We start from the raw sequence: 17922 nt of genomic DNA on the forward strand, positions 1-17922 counted from the left end.
TTTTTAATGGCCAATCATTGCTAAGCCATCAAATAGTACTCAATAAAAAAACCCTCTATCGAGGGCTTTTTATTACAATTGCCAGGTTTGTGTTAAGCCATACCTTTGCTCTTTAATACTTCAAACATGGTTGAGCCAAGTTCTGCCGGGCTACGGGTATATGCCATACCCGCTTTTTCAAAGGCTGCAAATTTTTCTTCAGCTGTGCCTTTACCGCCAGAAATAATCGCACCCGCATGTCCCATACGCTTGCCTTTCGGTGCAGTCACGCCTGCAATATAGCCCACAACCGGCTTAGTCACATGCGACTGAATATATTCTGCTGCTTCTTCTTCTGCGGTACCACCAATCTCACCAATCATGATAATAGCTTCGGTTTGCGGATCTTCCTGGAATAACTTCAAGCAATCAATCTGGTTCATGCCTGGAATCGGGTCACCCCCAATACCAATACAGGTTGACTGACCCAAGCCTAATTTAGTCGTTTGCGCGACTGCTTCATAGGTCAATGTGCCTGAACGAGAAATAATGCCAATTTTACCAGGTTGATGAATATGCCCTGGCATAATGCCGATCTTGCATTCACCCGGTGTAATAATGCCTGGACAGTTTGGCCCAATTAAACGTGCATTATTACCATAAGTTTCTAGATAGCGTTTTGCTTTCAGCATGTCCAAGGTTGGGACGCCTTCAGTAATCACCACAATTAACTCAATTCCTGAATCAATTGATTCAATAATCGAATCTAAAACAAAAGGTGCCGGAACATAAATGGAAGTTGCTGTTGCTCCTGTTTCTTTAACAGCTTCTTTCATGGTATTAAAAACCGGAAGCCCTAAATGCTGCTGCCCACCTTTACCTGGGGTTACGCCACCAACGACTTTGGTGCCATAGGCAATGGATTGTTCTGAATGGAAAGTACCATTTTTACCTGTAAAGCCTTGTACCAATACAGTGGTGTCTTTATTGATTAATACGCTCATGTTTGATACTCCCTTAAGCTTTTACAGCAGCAACAATTTTTTCTGCAGCATCAGCCAAACCTGATGCAGAAATTAACGTTAGTCCAGATTCATCCAATAGCTGGGCGCCCAGTTCTGCATTATTTCCTTCCAAACGCACAACAACCGGTACGGCTACGTGAACTTCCTGAACCGCTGCAATAATGGCTTCAGCAATCATGTCACAACGTACAATTCCACCAAAAATATTAATTAAAATCCCTTGTACCGAACTGTCTGCCAAAATAATTTTAAAGGCTTCAATCACACGTTCCTTGGTGGCACCACCGCCAACATCCAGGAAGTTTGCAGGCTGACCACCATACAGTTTGATGATGTCCATGGTTGCCATGGCAAGACCAGCTCCATTGACCATACAACCGATGTTACCTTCTAGGGCTACATAATTCAGGTCATGTTCTGAAGCTTTCAACTCACGTTCATTTTCCTGAGACTTATCGCGCATCGCTGCAATCTCTGGTAAACGGTACAATGCATTAGAGTCGATGCCTACTTTGGCATCAACACATAAGATGTCACCATTTTCACGGACTGAAAGTGGATTAATTTCAAATAGGGCAAAATCATTTTCAATAAATGCCTGATAAGCAGCCGTCATAATTTTGACAAATTGGTTGATTTGTCCATCTTTTAAATTAAGTGCAAAGGCCACTTCACGCGCTTGAAAAGGCATTAATCCCACCAAAGGATCTACTTCTACCTTAATAATTTTTTCTGGGGTTTCTTCTGCCACTTTTTCAATTTCGACACCACCTTCGGTGGATGCCATAAAAGTTACGCGGCGGCTAGAACGGTCGACCACTGCACCTAGATACAATTCATGTTCAACGGGATAGACATCTTCACACACAAGAACACTATTTACCGGCTGACCATTGGCATCGGTTTGGTAAGTCACAAGGCGTGTACCAATAATGCCATTTACATATTCAGCGGCTTCATTGCTTGATTTTACGACTTTAACCCCACCTGCTTTACCACGTCCCCCCGCATGAACTTGAGCCTTCATTACGGCAAATTTACCGCCGAGTTGCTCAAATGCTGCTACAGCTTCTGCTGCATTGGTTGCCAGTACACCCTCTTGAACTGGCATACCATATTTTTTTAATAACGCTTTTGCTTGATACTCATGTAAATTCATTAAACAACCTTTTAGTACTTATTTGACTTTGTTATTACGTTCACCAATATCTTTTGGTTCACATCAATCAATATTGGTAGTTTGAGAATTTAAAAATGATTCTTATCTTTATTTTTAGATGATTGTTCTAATAAAAACAACTATCAAATGTAAAAAGAGCGACCTAAGTCGCTCTTTTTTCGAATTACTTGCGCTTACGTTGAATCGCGTGAATTGCGCGTCCATCGACTGCCAGTGCAGCTTCATGTACCACTTCAGAGAAAGTTGGGTGACCGAAAGTCATCAACTGTAGATCTTCAACTGAAGATACAAACTCAAGCGCAATCATCCCTTGGTGAACGATATCAGACGCAGCAGGTCCAATCACGTGCATACCCAATAAACGATCCGTTTTTGCATCAGCAACAAACTTAACGAAACCAGCACCTTCGCCCGCAGCTAAAGCACGACCGTTCACAGCAAAACCGAATTGACCCGTTTTAACTTCGTGACCTTTTTCAGTCGCTTGCTGTTCTGTTAAACCTACCCACGCCGCTTCTGGGTGTGTGTAAATTACAGAAATGATCGTGTCATAGTTCACTTGTGCAGCATGACCGTGAATACGTTCAACTGCCATTACGCCTTCTTCCATTGCTTTATGAGCAAGCATTGGACCACGTACCAAGTCACCAATTGCATATACACCTTCAACAGAAGTTGCACACCAATCATTTACTTCAACCAGACCGCGTTCAGTCAATTTAATGCCTGAATCATCAGCCAATAAACCTTCAGCATAGGCACGACGACCTACACAAACAATTAATTTATCGAAAGTTTCAGTTTTGTCTTCGCCAGCCTGGTTATATTTAACTGTTACTTCACGACCGTTGATTTCAGTACCTGCAACTTTTGCACCGATACGGATATCCATACCTTGCTTGGTCAACAGTTTTTGGAAGTCTTTTGCCAAAGCTTTATCAGCCATTGGCAAGAATGCATCCATTGCTTCAAATACAACAACTTCCGCACCCAGACGACGCCATACTGAACCAAGCTCAAGACCGATTACACCAGCACCAATCACACCTAAACGCTTAGGTACTTCTGGGAATTCAAGAGCGCCTGTAGAATCAACGATTAAGTCTTGATCTACAGGAGCCACTGGAATATTTACAGGAACAGAACCCGTCGCAAGAATCACGTATTTAGGCTCTAAAACTTGAGTTTCACCTTCGTGAGAAACAAATTCTACTTTTTTACCTGCAAGTAATTTACCCGTACCTTTTAACCACTCGATGCCATTACCTTTAAGTAATTGATCGATACCGCCAGTCAATTGATCTACAACTTTGTCTTTACGAGCCAGCATTTTAGAAAGATCAAATTTAACTTCACCGGTAGTAATACCATGGTCATCTAAATGCTGAACGGTATCTTCATAGCGATGTGAAGAATCAAGTAAAGCTTTAGACGGGATACAACCCACGTTTAAGCAAGTACCACCTAAAGATGGTTTGCCTTTATGAATACGCTTTTCGATACAAGCAACTTTGAAACCAAGTTGAGCCGCACGAATTGCTGCTTCATAACCACCTGGTCCACCGCCAATTACAACTAAGTCAAATTGTTGAGACATGTTTATCTCCAAAAAATGGGCTTAGAGGATCGCCCTAAGCCCATGGATTTATTCTTTAGAATTAAAGATCAAGGATAAGACGAGCAGGTTCTTCTAACAATTCTTTGATCGCTACAAGGAAACCTACCGCCTCTTTACCGTCGATTAAACGATGGTCATAAGAAAGCGCTAAATACATCATTGGCAAGATTTCTACTTGACCATTTACAGCCATCGGACGTTCCTGGATTTTGTGCATACCCAAGATTGCAGTTTGTGGTGTATTCAAGATTGGAGTAGAAAGCAATGAACCGAATGTACCACCATTAGTAATGGTGAATGTACCGCCAGTCATGTCTTCAATGCCCAATTTGCCATCACGCGCTTTCGCAGCGTAAGCACGGATACCATTTTCAACTTCAGCATAGTTCATGCGGTCTGTATCACGAAGAACAGGAACCACAAGACCACGTTCAGAAGAAACCGCTACACCGATGTCATAGAAACCGTGGTAAACGATATCGTCGCCATCAATAGAAGCATTTACCGCTGGGTAGCGTTTAAGTGCTTCAGTCGCCGCTTTAACGAAGAATGACATAAAGCCTAGACGTGCACCATGACGTTTCTCGAATGCATCTTTGTATTGAGCACGCATTTCCATGATTGGTTTCATGTTCACTTCATTGAACGTCGTTAACATTGCTGTTGATTGAGTAGCAGCAAGTAGACGTTCAGCAACACGTTTACGTAAACGAGTCATTGGAACGCGTTTTTCAATACGCTCACCTACAGCAACGCTTAAAGGCGCAGCAGCAGGAGCAGCTGGTTTAGCTTGATGGCTTGCAACATCTTCTTTAGTGATGCGACCACCACGGCCTGTACCAGCAACATCACTTGCAGCAATACCAGTTTCAGCCAACGCCTTACGAACTGCAGGCGCTTGATCTTGAACAGGTTGGCTACGTTCAACTACAGGTGCAGCACCCGCTTCAGTTTGAGCAGCGGCTTGTTCTACCTGACCTTCAGATTGAACTGCTTGAGTTTGAGCAGCGCCAGAAACAGCACCCTCTTCAAACTGTGCAATCACTTCATTCGAAAGTACAGTCTCGCCTTCATTTTTGATAATTGATGCAATTGTACCGTCAGCAGGAGCAACAACCTCTAAAACAACTTTATCAGTTTCAATATCGCAGATCACTTCATCGCGTGATACAGCTTCACCTGGTTGTTTGTGCCAAGTTGCGATCGTACCGTCTGCAACTGACTCTGGGAATACCGGTGCTTTAATTTCGGTTGCCATTATTTAGAATCTCCTGATTGTTCAGCTGCAATCGCTAATGCGTCATTTACCAGCTGAGCTTGTTGTTTTGCATGCAAATATGGTGAACCACAAGCTGGCGCAGCAGATGCTGGACGGCCTGCGAAGCTAATACGTACTTGTTTACCTGTTTTCATTACATCGTCATATAAACGCGGCGCAATGAACAACCAAGCACCTTGGTTTTTCGGTTCTTCTTGAGTCCAAACTACTTCTTTAACATTTGGATAAGAAGCAAGTACTTCAGCGATACGTTGTTCTGGATATGGATACAATTGTTCAATACGAACGATTGCAGTGTTATTAAGTTCTTGCTCGCGACGTTTTTCAAGCAAGTCGTAATAAACCTTACCACCACAGAGTACCAGACGAGTAACGTCTGCTTTATTGATTTGATCGATTTCATCAATCACAGTCTGGAATGTACCAGTTGCAAGTTCTTCTAATGTAGAAGTTGCAAGTTTGTGACGAAGCAATGACTTCGGTGAAGTCACGATCATTGGTTTACGGATTGGACGGATTGCCTGACGACGCATAGCATGGAAAATCTGAGCCGGTGTAGTTGGCGTAATCACTTGCATGTTGTCTTCAGCACATAGCTGCAAGAAACGTTCTAAACGTGCAGATGAATGCTCTGGACCCTGACCTTCAAAACCGTGTGGAAGAAGCAGTGTTAAACCACATACACGTTCCCATTTGGTTTCACCAGATGAGATGAACTGGTCAATCACCACTTGCGCACAGTTTGCGAAGTCACCGAACTGAGCTTCCCAAATCACCAAGCTTTTCGGTAATGTGGTTGCATAACCGTATTCAAACGCAAGAACCGCCATTTCTGACAACAATGAGTCATAAATTGCAGTACGTGGCTGGTTTTCTTTGATATGACAAAGTGGAATGTATGTCGAACCATCTACCTGATTATGCAATTTTGCATGACGGTGTGAGAAAGTACCACGACCCACGTCTTCACCCGTTAAACGCACAAGGAAGCCTTCATCAAGAATGGTGGCATAGGCTAAAGTTTCAGCAGCACCCCAGTTCAGTGGCATTTCGCCTGTTTGCATTTTCAAGCGATCATCAATCACTTTAGCCACTTGGCGTTGCATTACGAAGCCTTCTGGAAGCTCACGCATTTTAGTGCCAAGTTCTTTTAAACGCTCGATAGGGAAAGTCGTATCCCAAATGTCAGTGTAGTCATGACCCAAGTATGGAGTCCAGTCTACAAACATTTTGGTGTTTGGTTCCAATACCAAGGCATTGGCAACGTGTTTACCCGCTTCAAGGTCTGAACGGTACTGTTCAACCATTGCATCAGCTGCAGCACGATCAAGAATACCCTGTTGTACCAGTTGATCAGCGTACAAGGTACGAGTCGTGGTTTTCTTGTTGATGATTTGGTACATCATTGGCTGAGTTGCAGCTGGCTCATCAGCTTCGTTGTGACCGCGGCGACGGTAACAGAACATGTCAATCACTACGTCTTTACGGAAAGTATGACGGAAGTCATGTGCCAATTGAGAAACAAACAGTACTGCTTCAGGATCATCGCCATTTACATGGAAGATCGGCGCCTGGATCATTTTCGCGATGTCAGTACAGTATTCTGTTGAACGTGCATCACGCGGATCAGATGTTGTGAAACCAACTTGGTTGTTTACAACAATATGAACCGTACCACCCACTGTGTAACCACGAGTTTGTGACATTTGGAAGGTTTCTTGGTTTACACCTTGACCCGCAAATGCAGCATCACCGTGAACGATGACTGGTAATACATCATCACCACCAATGTCACGACGACGTACTTGACGCGCACGTACTGAACCTTCTACTACAGGTCCAACAATTTCCAGGTGTGATGGGTTAAATGCCAATGCCAAGTGAACTTCACCACCTGGAGTCATTACGTTAGATGAGAAACCTTGGTGATATTTAACGTCGCCAGAACCTTTTTTGGTCAGTGATTTCCCTTCAAACTCACCAAACAGGTCAGCCGGGTTTTTACCCATGATGTTGACAAGAAGGTTTAAACGGCCGCGGTGAGGCATACCGATCACAACTTCTTTACAACCTACAGAACCTGCACGTTGAATCAGTTCGTTTACCATCGGGATGAAAGATTCACCACCTTCAACACCAAAGCGTTTTGCACCTACGTATTTATTACCGAGGTATTTTTCTAGGCCTTCAGCTGCAGTTAAACGCTCTAATACGTGTTTCTTTTGCTCAGCAGAGAAACCAAATTGACCTTTAGCGCCTTCTAGACGTTGTTGAATCCAGCGTTTTTCTTTGGTATCAACAATGTGCATGTATTCAGCACCAATAGAAGCACAGTATGTTGCTTCCATGGCATTGACCATTTCAGCCAAAGTCGCTTCAGTCTTACCGATTGCAAGATTACCCGTGTTAAATACTGTGTCTAGGTCAGATTGAGTCAAACCATGCGCAGCAAGATCTAGATCAGGCACGATTTCACGCTTAGCCAAACCTAGTGGATCTAATTTTGCTTTTTGGTGACCACGGTTACGATAAGCAGCAATCAGTTGTAAAACGCCAATTTGACGACGTTCATGCTCAGAACTTACAGCACTTTGCACAACAGGTTGCACGCGACTTGAATTGCGACCTAATAAAAGGAATTGCTCACGTACATTGCTGTGGGGTTGATCACCTTTAGGGAATTTACCGAAGTATTCCTGCCAGTCAGCTCCAACTGAGTCTGGTGACGTTAAATACTGCTCATAAAGTTCTTCAATATACGCTGCACTGTCAGCGCTTAGTTCAGTGTCAAGACGCAGTGCGTCAGCAACTTCTTGCATTTGTGGACCCATTTCCTATTGCAAAAACATTTTCAGGATGCTTTTTAAGCGAACCCATGATTAATAATGCCAAATTGGTAATATGACATTAGTCCCCATCAGGCATAAGCCATGAGGCGTTATCACTACATTAGGAATAACCCAATGTGAATAATGAATCATAACGCCCTCATTGGCATCATCACTCATTTAAATACTCGACCAAGACCGAGCAATTTTTTGCAAATCGACTTAGAAAAAATAACTACGCGACTTAATTTTTCTAAAGCGATTTATATCTATTTATAAACCTTATACATAATTTCAAATGTTGAAAAAATGTACGTAAATACAGGGCTTTTTTTAAATATAGCTTTGTGTCAAATCGTAACATGTTCTCCAGTTACAATTGATTTTTTTGACACATACCCTCCATAACTTGGCGAAATACATAGATATCATTTTCCTCTAACATATGGTGCTTTATCTAAAAATTAGATTCAATGTAGACCATAGTCCTAGCCTCACCACCACATATAACAAAAGAGAGCACAATTTTTACACTGAGCCCTCTTTATATACGTTATATGATAACATCTTAATCTCAACTTTGCAGATTCAAACTTGCAATTAGCGCTTAAATTGTCGAATAAAACAGTCTTACAACAAACAGATCATTTTTAAGCACATTTTCGTTTTTATTTTAATCAGTCATATCTCTTTAAAAAATCACTATCAGCCTCTCCGCAAGTTATTTACATTGATATTTCATATCTCATTCATACCACGCAACTATGATCAGCATAAAAAAAGCACACCCCTAGGTGTGCTTTTTTTTGACTAGGTACAGATTAACCTGCTTGGTCTAACAACATGCTACGGATGTGACCGATTGCTTTAGTTGGGTTAAGACCTTTAGGACAAACCGATACACAGTTCATGATGCCTTTACAACGGAACAAGCTGAATGGGTCGTCAAGACGAGCCAAACGATCTTGAGTTGCAGTATCGCGAGAGTCAATGATGAAGCGGTATGCATTCAACAATGCTGAAGGACCCAAGAACTTGTCCGGGTTCCACCAGAATGATGGGCATGAAGTTGAACAACATGCACAAAGAATACATTCATACAAACCATCTAAGTGTTCACGTTCTTCAGGAGACTGTAAACGCTCTTTCGCTGGTGCAGGCTGGTTATTGATCAAGAATGGATGAATCTTGTCGTACTGATCGTAGAACTGATTCATATCCACAACTAAATCTTTTACCACGGGTAAACCAGGTAAAGGACGAACCGTAATCACTTCCGGTAAATCGTTCAGGTTCCAAAGACACGCCAAACCATTTTTACCATTGATGTTCACACCATCAGAACCACAAATACCTTCGCGGCATGAACGACGGAATGTCAAAGATTCGTCTTGTACTTTCAACGCAAGAAGAGCATCAAGCAACATACGGTGCTTGTCAGTCAACTCAAGTTTAAAAGTTTGCATGTACGGTGCTTTATCCTTATCAGGATCGTAGCGGTAGATATTAAATGTACGAGTACCTCTACTCATCTTACTTCTCCTAATTAGAACGTACGTGGTTTAGGTGGAATAGCATCAACCGACAATGGACGGTAACGCACTGGCTTATACTCAAGATGGTTATCTGTTGAGAACCATAATGTGTGCTTCATCCACTCATCATCACGACGACCATATGGGTAGTCAGCATGATCAGGTGACAATTCAAAGTCTACCACTGTATGCGCACCACGACACTCTTTACGAGCAGCAGCTGAAATCAAGGTCGCTTTAGCAACTTCATACAAGTTTTCAACTTCTAGAGCTTCAATACGCGCCGTGTTGAATACTTTAGATTTGTCTTTCAAATGAATGTTACGAACACGTGGCTCGATCGCAAGAATTTGCTTAACACCTTCATCAAGAAGCGCAGATGTACGGAATACACCCGCATGATCTTGAACGATATCACGGATTGCATCAGCAACTTCTTGAGCGTTTTCACCTGTAGCTGATTCGTCTAGTTTACGAATACGTGCAACAGTTTGCTCAAGTACAGTCGTTGGAAGCGGTGCATATTCATCGCCGTGGTGTTTAGTCACGTAGTCAATGATGTGTTCACCAGCAGCTTTACCAAATACAACCAAGTCAAGCAGTGAGTTAGTACCTAAACGGTTTGCACCGTGTACAGATACACATGAACACTCACCAATTGCATAAAAACCTTTTACAGGTTTAGTGAAGTTACGACCTTCAGCATTGGTAGAATAAACATCAGTTTCTTTGTTGTAATGTGCTTCAAGCGGCGTAGTTTCGCGGCTTTCAGGTACAACAACCTGACCATGAATATTGGTAGGAATACCACCCATTTGGTAATGGATTGTTGGTACTACTGGAATTGGCTCTTTAGTGATGTCAACGTTCGCGAATTTCTTACCAATCTCGAATACAGATGGAAGACGTTTCATGATGGTGTCAGCACCCAAGTGAGTCATATCAAGAAGGATATAATCACCTTTAGGACCACAACCGCGACCTTCTTTGATTTCCTGGTCCATAGAACGTGATACGAAGTCACGTGGCGCCAAGTCTTTCAAAGTTGGAGCATAACGTTCCATGAACGGTTCGCCGTCTTTGTTACGAAGGATTGCACCTTCACCACGACAACCTTCAGTCAACAATACGCCTGCGCCCGCAACACCTGTAGGGTGGAACTGCCAGAATTCCATATCTTGTAATGGAATACCCGCACGAGCTGCCATACCAAGACCGTCACCAGTGTTGATATAAGCGTTTGTAGATGCACGGTAAACACGACCAGCACCACCAGTAGCGAATAATGTTGCTTTGGCTTGGAATACTGCGATTTTACCGGTTTCTTGGTCAATTGCAGTTACACCAAGTACATCGCCTGCTTCATTACGGATCAAATCAAGCGCGATCCATTCAACAAAGAATTGAGTACCCATTTTCACATTGCTTTGATAAAGCGTGTGAAGAAGCGCGTGACCAGTACGGTCGGCAGCAGCACATGCGCGAGGAACAGCTTTTTCACCGTAGTTCGCAGAGTGACCACCGAATGGACGTTGGTAAATTGTACCGTCCGCGTTACGGTCAAATGGCATACCAAGGTGTTCAAGTTCATAAACAACTTGAGGCGCTTCACGTGTCATGAACTCGATCGCGTCTTGGTCACCTAACCAGTCAGAACCTTTCACTGTGTCATAGAAGTGATAGTGCCAGTTATCTTCTTGCATATTACCAAGAGATGCACCAATACCACCCTGTGCCGCAACAGTGTGTGAACGTGTTGGGAATACTTTAGTCAGTACTGCAACTTTCAAACCCGCTTGAGCAAGTTGGTAAGAAGCGCGCATGCCTGAACCACCACCACCAACGATGACTGCATCGAAAGTTTGATGTGGAATATTTGTGTAATCTTCTTTAGGGGTTATAGCGCCCATGATTGTTTCCTATCAATTCGCCCAAAAAATCTGGATCGCCCAGATTGCATATGCAAATACAGCAATGATCACTGCTGAAGTCAGCACCAAACGCAAGCCTGAAGCTGAAGGACCCATTTGACGAGTAGTCACATAATCAGTGAATACCTGCCACATGCCGATCCAAGCGTGTGTGACAAGAGATAAGACTGCCAATAAAGATAAAATCTTCATTGGTAATGTCATCATGAAGCCGTACCATTGTTCGTAATTGAATCCACCATGAAAAAGGATCCAACCCAATACCACAACAGTATAAACAGCTAATACAACAGCACTTACACGTTGGATATACCAATCGCGAGAACCTGAACCCGTTAAACCTGTAGCACTTTTCATTAGAGAACAATCCATACAAATGATGCGACAATTGAAATCGCAGCCAAGATCAATGAAATAGTAGCTGCTACACGACCACTTTGCAGTTCTTCAGCAAAACCAAGGTCTGCAAGTAAATGCTTAACACCCATAATGAAATGGAAAAGTAAGCCGGCTACAAATACCCATACGATAAAACGTACAATGAAGCCGCCAAAGATTGCCTGAACTTCAGCAAAACCTTCAGCAGAAGACAATGATTTGTCTAAAAGCCACAAAAGTACCGGTACAAGTAAAAATACGATCACACCAGAAAGACGGTGTAGAATTGATGCAATAGCCACAGGGGATTTTAAGTTTACTTCTAAAACTTGACCCATGGACAAATTGACAGGTCTGTTGCTTTTCACAGCGGGCATCCTGTAAGTAAAAACTCCATCCGGAGTTTGTTGGAATTAATTCGAAGGAAAGCTAGCATTTTTAGGCTATTACTATATCTAGCAATACCTAAATTTAAAACGACACTGAATTATAAAACGTGAACTATCAAAACACAAACAGTCACATTTAGCTTTTCTATAAAAAACCATTAAATAAGAATCATTAACATTAATTGTTCAATATATGCAGACAAAATAAATCTAACAAAATTAACCTATATAGTTGGTTTTTATTAATTAAAGTTTAAATTTACTGATCGTTTTTTACTTTAATAATTTAAATAATTTATTTAGACTAAAGATGAACAAGTAATTACTATATTTTACAACACCATTAGCTACATTCACACTCTCTATAATAGATTTTATTTTTAATATAAATATACAACATTTACTAAAATTATACTCATTAAATATCATGAAACGAAATAACCACTTAATCTGTGTATAACCTCCCTACATAGCAAAATCACGCTTAATTCTTCAGCAAAATTATGGGATATTTTTCATCTTTTGAACAAATAAACAGCATTTCAGTACATATTCAGCAGCTATTTTTTAACCAAACAAACTTTATTTTACTCTTCACTTATCGCTTTTAATTATGACCAAGAAAACAACAACAAAAACACCAGAAAGAGGTAAGTTACGAAAATTCTAATCATTTAGAATATAAAAACCAACAAATAACTGGGATTTATCAGAGTTTTTAAGAATTAAAAATTGCTTACAATTCAAACAACATGCATATTTTTTTCTGCAACTTATTTTCATTTGACATATTATACTGCGTCGATACTGATATTTTCCTTTTCGCTACTGGATTATTTTTGACCAAATCCCCGTGAGAGCGTCTCTTTTTATCCATAAGTATAATTGACAAAATTTCAGTACTCACTAATCTTATAGCAAATTTTTGACCCGTCTGATTCGCGCATTAAAAGATTAGTACTACGAGTCAGATAAAACATTCACCAGGACAGGAGATCTATTGAATGTCTGAAGCAACTGGCAAAAAAGCCGTTTTACAGCTTGATGGCAAAGAAATTGAATTACCAATTTACAGCGGCACATTGGGCCCAGATGTAATCGACGTTAAAGATGTGTTGGCCGCAGGTCACTTTACTTTTGATCCTGGTTTTATGGCAACAGCTGCATGTGAATCTAAAATCACATTCATCGATGGTAACAAAGGTGTTCTTCTACACCGCGGTTACCCAATCGACCAGCTTGCAACTAAAGCAGACTATCTAGAAACTTGCTACTTATTGTTAAACGGCGAACTTCCAACAGCTGAACAAAAAGTAGAATTTGATGCTAAAGTTCGTAACCATACGATGGTTCACGACCAAGTTAGCCGTTTCTTCAATGGTTTCCGTCGTGACGCTCACCCGATGGCAATTATGGTTGGTGTAGTTGGTGCGCTTTCTGCGTTCTATCACAACAACTTGGACATCGAAGATGTTAACCACCGTGAAATTACTGCAATCCGCTTGATTGCTAAAGTTCCTACGCTAGCAGCTTGGAGCTACAAATATACAGTTGGTCAACCATTCGTTTATCCACGTAATGACTTGAGCTACGCTGAAAACTTCTTGTACATGATGTTTGCTACTCCTGCAGACAAAGACTACAAAGTTAACCCAATTCTTGCTAAAGCAATGGACCGTATCTTTACGCTTCATGCTGACCACGAACAAAACGCGTCTACTTCTACAGTACGTTTAGCGGGTTCTACTGGCGCTAACCCTTACGCATGTATCGCTGCAGGTATTTCTGCACTTTGGGGTCCTGCTCACGGTGGTGCGAACGAAGCTGTTCTTAAGATGCTTGATGAAATCGGCACTGTAGAAAACGTTGCTGGCTTCATGGAAAAAGTGAAAACTAAAGAAGTTAAACTTATGGGCTTCGGTCACCGAGTTTATAAAAACTTCGATCCACGTGCGAAAGTAATGAAAGAAACTTGTGATGAAGTTCTTGCTGCTCTAGGCATTAACGATCCACAACTTGCTTTGGCTATGGAACTTGAACGTATCGCGCTTTCTGACGAATACTTCATCAAACGTAACTTATACCCTAACGTAGACTTCTACTCAGGTATCATCCTTAAAGCGATTGGTATCCCGACTGAAATGTTTACTGTAATCTTCGCTCTTGCACGTACTGTTGGCTGGATCAGCCACTGGTTAGAAATGCACAGCGGCCCTTACAAAATCGGTCGTCCACGTCAGCTTTACACTGGTGAAGTTCAACGTGACATCCAAGGTCGTTAATTCTTCAAGAATTAATGATTTAAAAAACCACCCTTTCGGGTGGTTTTTTAATACCTGAAATAAAATAATTTAAAGTATTTGATACGTTTTTTGATGAACAAGATGAAATCAGGTTTTTTGCATCAAAAAGGGAATACAGGCTTCATATGCACCGCACTCTTCGCCACGCGTTTTTTTAATAAAATAGTCCTGCACCATCTGCGCCTGCTGCTCTACTCCATATTGCAAAAACTGTTTACCCTGCTCAAGAACATAATGATATTTACGGTCAAATAGCGCTTTACGCACCACCGCCACACCTTGCTGAATTTGCCAAACATGGGTTAACTCATGAATAAACCAGGATTGTTGCCCCAGCGGCATTTTGGAGAAATCTTCACACCAGTTCTTCGGATTGAAATAAATATGCCCGTTCGGGCTGATTGCATAATTCTTCAAAACAGCGCGATGTGCCACGATGCAAATAGCATCCAGCTGCAAATGAGGCCCAAAAACAGACTCCGCAAGCCTTCTCTCACCTGCGCTCAGCTTTCGGCTTTTAATTTCAAACAAGCGATTAAATCTTTGCCAAATAGCTTTCATAAAAATGTCATTGTGCCTCGTCACCACTACAAATGAACCGCTTGTTCATTTTCTCATGATCGCTGTAGCTTTTTGTCTAAATTCGGATTTTTTTTTGTTTTTTTCTCTACAAATGACTCAATTCGTATATAGTATCGGATTGCTAATTATTGATTAATTCTTCTTTTTGTTTTGTTTATTATCGCATACACAGCGTTGAATCAATAACCATAAACAATCATCAGTCTGTGTATACATCCCTATAGGTATAGGATTAAGTTGGAATGAAAAGTTTTAAAATTGCCCTTGCACAATTCTCTCCGCATATTGGCAATATCGAAGCAAATGCTCAAAAAATGCTTGAACAGGTGAATGAAGCCAAAAAACAAAAAGCTGATTTAATTATCTTCCCAGAGCTTTCAACATTAGGCTACCCTGCAGAAGACTTGTTACTTCGCCCTAGCTTGGTGAAACGTACACAGAAAGCATTTGAACAATTAAGCCAAGTCAAAGATATTGTGATGGTGTTTGGTTTCGTTAATCAAACTGAAGATGGTCAGCGTTATAACGCAGCTGCCGTAATGAAAGATGGTCAAGTTCTTGGAATCTATAACAAGCAAAACTTGCCAAACTACAGTGTATTTGATGAAAAACGCTATTTTAATGAAGGACATCAGCATCTGGTATTTGAATACCTAGGTCATAAGTTTGGTGTGCTGATTTGTGAAGATATCTGGTCACTCAACACTGTACACCAATTGTCTCAGCTCAATGTTGAAACTGCTTTAGTGTTAAATGCTTCACCTTATGAAGTCGGCAAACCTCAGCACCGTCTGAGCACCATGAGTGAGCTGGCTAAACAATTGAACATTAATCTGGTTTATGCCAACCAGGTTGGTGGTCAAGATGATCTAATCTTTGACGGCACCAGTTTCGTGATCAATAAAGATGGCGGTATTGCCTTACAAGCGCCAAGCTTTAAAGAAGATCTTTATTACGCGGAATACGAAGCTGAACAAAAAGCCTTCACTGTTGGGCAAGTTACCCCTGTGCTGGATACCATGGCCGAAATTTATCAAGGTCTGGTTTTGGCAACCCGTGATTATGTTCAGCGCTCTGGTTTTCCTGGCGTCATTCTTGGTTTATCCGGCGGGATCGACTCTGCATTAACACTGGCGATCGCCGTAGATGCCATTGGTGCAGATAAAGTCCAGGCGGTGATGATGCCCTATACCTATACTGCGCAAATCAGTGTGGAAGATGCAGCTGCACAGGCGAAAAATATGGGTGTGACTTTTGGTATTGCCGAAATCAACCCTATTGTGAACAGCTTCATGCAAACCCTGTATCCATTCTTTGGCAATAGCCCTGCTGATGCGACTGAAGAAAACCTGCAAGCGCGCGCTCGTGGCACTTTGTTGATGGGCTTGTCGAACAAGTTTGGCAATATGGTACTGTCTACCGGCAACAAATCTGAACTTTCTGTAGGATACTGCACCCTGTACGGCGATATGGTCGGTGGTTATGCAGTTCTTAAAGATGTATATAAAACCATTGTGTTTGAACTGGCTAAATACCGTAACAGCATTGCCGATGCGCCAGTCATTCCGGAACGTGTGATTACCCGTCCACCTTCTGCAGAACTTCGTCCTGACCAGAAAGACCAGGATTCATTACCGGCGTATGAAGTGCTTGATGCTATTCTTTATGCTTATATTGAAGAAGATATGAGTCAGGATGACATCATTGCCAAAGGTTTTGATGCAGAGGTGGTCAAGAAAGTGATTCGTTTGGTAGACCGTAACGAATATAAACGCCGTCAAGCTGCGATTGGTCCACGTATTAGTCCACGTACATTTGGCCGCGAACGCCGCTATCCAATCATGAATGGATGGGCACCAGGTGTCTAAGCAGGACCTAGCCCAACAGTTTGCTCAAGCACTTATGCTTGAGCAAACCCTTTTTATAAAAAAACAATTATTAGCAGAACAAAATAATCCCTATATCGAAAAATTTGTTCATTATCTTTATACCCATTCCGAACAGGTTTTGTTAAAACAGGTCATCACATTTCAGTCTTTACAAGAGGTGGTTCAAAAATATGCCTTTGAATTGAATCTAGGTGCTGAAATTTTAGAGTTCATCGGGGTTGTTTCTCAAAGAATTCATCAGCTGGCAATGAACAGCCAGACTCAAATCAACGCGCTGCTTTCAGATGAAAATTTTGAATTATGGATGTACAAGATTCTTGAACTGGACCAATTGCGTCATTACATCCATGACAGCTTGCAGCACAATCCGCAAGTCAAGCATGTCAGCTTACAACTGGCCAATCAGATTCTTGAAAGCAATACGCCATGGCTGGATCATCTACGCAAGCTCAATACCCATCAACAAGGTTTGGGTTCTAAAATACTCAGTTTTATTCAAGACCAGCAACAGGCTATTGAGCTCAAACTGGAGCAGCAACTTGCTCACGCTCTGGTCAAACAGCTTGCCAACCTGTTTTTACTGCCGAATGAAGAGCTGGCAGATATCAGCCTGCATTTATGGGAAGATATTAAGCAAAGAACCCTACAAGAAGCTTTTTCTCAATTTCAGGCCATCGACTTTGAAGAGTTCTTCATCTTGGTCTATGAAACATGGCGACAGCTCAGACAAGGTGAATACCTACAGCAAGTAGTTCTGGATGTGGTTGCAGGTTTTTACGATTACTTTGCCGACTACAACCTACAGGAACTGTTGCAATCTGTAGGATTGAATGAAGAAGATTTATATCAAGAAGCACGACGCTTTTTACCCTACACTCTTCAGGCTTTGGAACAACAGGGTTTATTGGATGGCATTATTCAGGAATTGATTTCACCCTTCTATTCAAGTGAAAGCACCCATCAATTTATTGAGCAGTTCATTCAGGAAAAATTGTAAGTTTCTTTT

The 17922-nt window shown here is 41.7% G+C and carries 13 protein-coding genes and 1 pseudogene; 3 read left to right on the forward strand and 11 right to left on the reverse strand.

Features of this window, described 5'->3' with window-relative positions; translation table 11 throughout:
- Positions 1–92: 92 nt before the first annotated feature.
- The 10 genes and pseudogenes from sucD to sdhC all read right to left on the reverse strand — a co-directional run bounded on the left by sucD (position 93) and on the right by sdhC (position 12130).
- Positions 93–983, reverse strand: coding sequence for a succinate--CoA ligase subunit alpha (sucD, locus tag WAE57_RS02035; RefSeq protein WP_086176249.1), 891 nt, complete (start codon positions 981–983; stop codon positions 93–95).
- A gap of 13 nt (positions 984–996) precedes the next feature.
- Positions 997–2163 carry an ADP-forming succinate--CoA ligase subunit beta gene (gene sucC, locus WAE57_RS02040; protein WP_337707790.1) on the reverse strand — a complete coding sequence of 389 codons (1167 nt, stop codon included), beginning with the start codon at positions 2161–2163 and terminating at the stop codon, positions 997–999.
- Positions 2164–2347: 184 nt separating this feature from the next.
- A complete protein-coding gene (lpdA, locus tag WAE57_RS02045; RefSeq protein WP_086176251.1) occupies positions 2348–3781 on the reverse strand; it encodes a dihydrolipoyl dehydrogenase in 1434 nt (477 codons plus the stop codon).
- 61 nt (positions 3782–3842) lie between these two features.
- The gene (gene odhB / locus WAE57_RS02050; RefSeq protein ID WP_337707793.1) at positions 3843–5060 is read right to left on the reverse strand and encodes a 2-oxoglutarate dehydrogenase complex dihydrolipoyllysine-residue succinyltransferase; all 1218 of its coding nucleotides are present in this window, start codon (positions 5058–5060) and stop codon (positions 3843–3845) included.
- Positions 5060–7900 (reverse strand): 2-oxoglutarate dehydrogenase E1 component, encoded by a 2841-nt coding sequence (locus WAE57_RS02055; protein WP_237786814.1) that lies wholly within the window; start codon positions 7898–7900, stop codon positions 5060–5062. Before WAE57_RS02055 ends, odhB begins: the two co-directional genes overlap by 1 nt.
- Positions 7901–8053: 153 nt before the next feature.
- A pseudogene (locus tag WAE57_RS02060) lies at positions 8054–8144 on the reverse strand (hypothetical protein); the annotation flags it as partial.
- Positions 8145–8730: 586 nt separating this feature from the next.
- Complete coding sequence (locus WAE57_RS02065; RefSeq protein WP_086176254.1) at positions 8731–9441, reverse strand: succinate dehydrogenase iron-sulfur subunit; 711 nt, start codon at positions 9439–9441, stop codon at positions 8731–8733.
- Between the two features lie 14 nt (positions 9442–9455).
- Positions 9456–11354 carry a succinate dehydrogenase flavoprotein subunit gene (gene sdhA, locus WAE57_RS02070; protein WP_237786724.1) on the reverse strand — a complete coding sequence of 633 codons (1899 nt, stop codon included), beginning with the start codon at positions 11352–11354 and terminating at the stop codon, positions 9456–9458.
- 12 nt (positions 11355–11366) lie between these two features.
- The gene (gene sdhD / locus WAE57_RS02075; RefSeq protein WP_086176256.1) at positions 11367–11732 is read right to left on the reverse strand and encodes a succinate dehydrogenase, hydrophobic membrane anchor protein; all 366 of its coding nucleotides are present in this window, start codon (positions 11730–11732) and stop codon (positions 11367–11369) included.
- Positions 11732–12130 (reverse strand): succinate dehydrogenase, cytochrome b556 subunit, encoded by a 399-nt coding sequence (gene sdhC, locus WAE57_RS02080; RefSeq protein ID WP_143223892.1) that lies wholly within the window; start codon positions 12128–12130, stop codon positions 11732–11734. The genes sdhD and sdhC overlap by 1 nt, the downstream gene beginning before the upstream one ends.
- A 1016-nt stretch (positions 12131–13146) precedes the next feature.
- Here sdhC and gltA point away from each other — a divergent pair.
- Positions 13147–14424 carry a citrate synthase gene (gene gltA / locus WAE57_RS02085; protein ID WP_086176257.1) on the forward strand — a complete coding sequence of 426 codons (1278 nt, stop codon included), beginning with the start codon at positions 13147–13149 and terminating at the stop codon, positions 14422–14424.
- 108 nt (positions 14425–14532) lie between these two features.
- On the opposite strand, the gene WAE57_RS02090 is transcribed toward gltA, so the two are convergent.
- On the reverse strand, positions 14533–15006 hold the full coding sequence (locus WAE57_RS02090; protein WP_337707800.1) for a type IV secretion protein Rhs: 474 nt from the start codon (positions 15004–15006) through the stop codon (positions 14533–14535).
- A gap of 263 nt (positions 15007–15269) precedes the next feature.
- Here WAE57_RS02090 and WAE57_RS02095 point away from each other — a divergent pair, with 263 nt between their 5' ends.
- Both WAE57_RS02095 and WAE57_RS02100 read left to right on the forward strand, forming a co-directional pair.
- Positions 15270–16895 (forward strand): NAD+ synthase, encoded by a 1626-nt coding sequence (locus tag WAE57_RS02095; protein ID WP_237786722.1) that lies wholly within the window; start codon positions 15270–15272, stop codon positions 16893–16895.
- Positions 16888–17913: a hypothetical protein gene (locus WAE57_RS02100; protein ID WP_337707803.1), complete on the forward strand. Its 1026-nt coding sequence runs from the start codon at positions 16888–16890 to the stop codon at positions 17911–17913. The genes WAE57_RS02095 and WAE57_RS02100 overlap by 8 nt, the downstream gene beginning before the upstream one ends.
- Positions 17914–17922: the final 9 nt, after the last annotated feature.

Origin of the sequence: Acinetobacter sp. NS-4 (assembly GCF_037402435.1) — a bacterium.
In the GTDB taxonomy this organism is placed as follows: domain Bacteria; phylum Pseudomonadota; class Gammaproteobacteria; order Pseudomonadales; family Moraxellaceae; genus Acinetobacter.

Excerpts from the sequence above, each read along its gene's own strand:
- WAE57_RS02090 (WP_337707800.1), bottom strand. The coding sequence starts at position 15,006 with ATGAAAGCTATTTGGCAAAGATTTAATCGCTTGTTTGAAATTAAAAGC.
- WAE57_RS02055 (WP_237786814.1), bottom strand. The coding sequence starts at position 7,900 with ATGCAAGAAGTTGCTGACGCACTGCGTCTTGACACTGAACTAAGCGCT.
- sdhA (WP_237786724.1), bottom strand. The coding sequence starts at position 11,354 with ATGGGCGCTATAACCCCTAAAGAAGATTACACAAATATTCCACATCAA.
- sdhD (WP_086176256.1), bottom strand. The coding sequence starts at position 11,732 with ATGAAAAGTGCTACAGGTTTAACGGGTTCAGGTTCTCGCGATTGGTAT.
- WAE57_RS02095 (WP_237786722.1), top strand. The coding sequence starts at position 15,270 with ATGAAAAGTTTTAAAATTGCCCTTGCACAATTCTCTCCGCATATTGGC.
- gltA (WP_086176257.1), top strand. The coding sequence starts at position 13,147 with ATGTCTGAAGCAACTGGCAAAAAAGCCGTTTTACAGCTTGATGGCAAA.
- sdhC (WP_143223892.1), bottom strand. The coding sequence starts at position 12,130 with ATGCCCGCTGTGAAAAGCAACAGACCTGTCAATTTGTCCATGGGTCAA.
- sucD (WP_086176249.1), bottom strand. The coding sequence starts at position 983 with ATGAGCGTATTAATCAATAAAGACACCACTGTATTGGTACAAGGCTTT.
- lpdA (WP_086176251.1), bottom strand. The coding sequence starts at position 3,781 with ATGTCTCAACAATTTGACTTAGTTGTAATTGGCGGTGGACCAGGTGGT.
- odhB (WP_337707793.1), bottom strand. The coding sequence starts at position 5,060 with ATGGCAACCGAAATTAAAGCACCGGTATTCCCAGAGTCAGTTGCAGAC.
- sucC (WP_337707790.1), bottom strand. The coding sequence starts at position 2,163 with ATGAATTTACATGAGTATCAAGCAAAAGCGTTATTAAAAAAATATGGT.
- WAE57_RS02065 (WP_086176254.1), bottom strand. The coding sequence starts at position 9,441 with ATGAGTAGAGGTACTCGTACATTTAATATCTACCGCTACGATCCTGAT.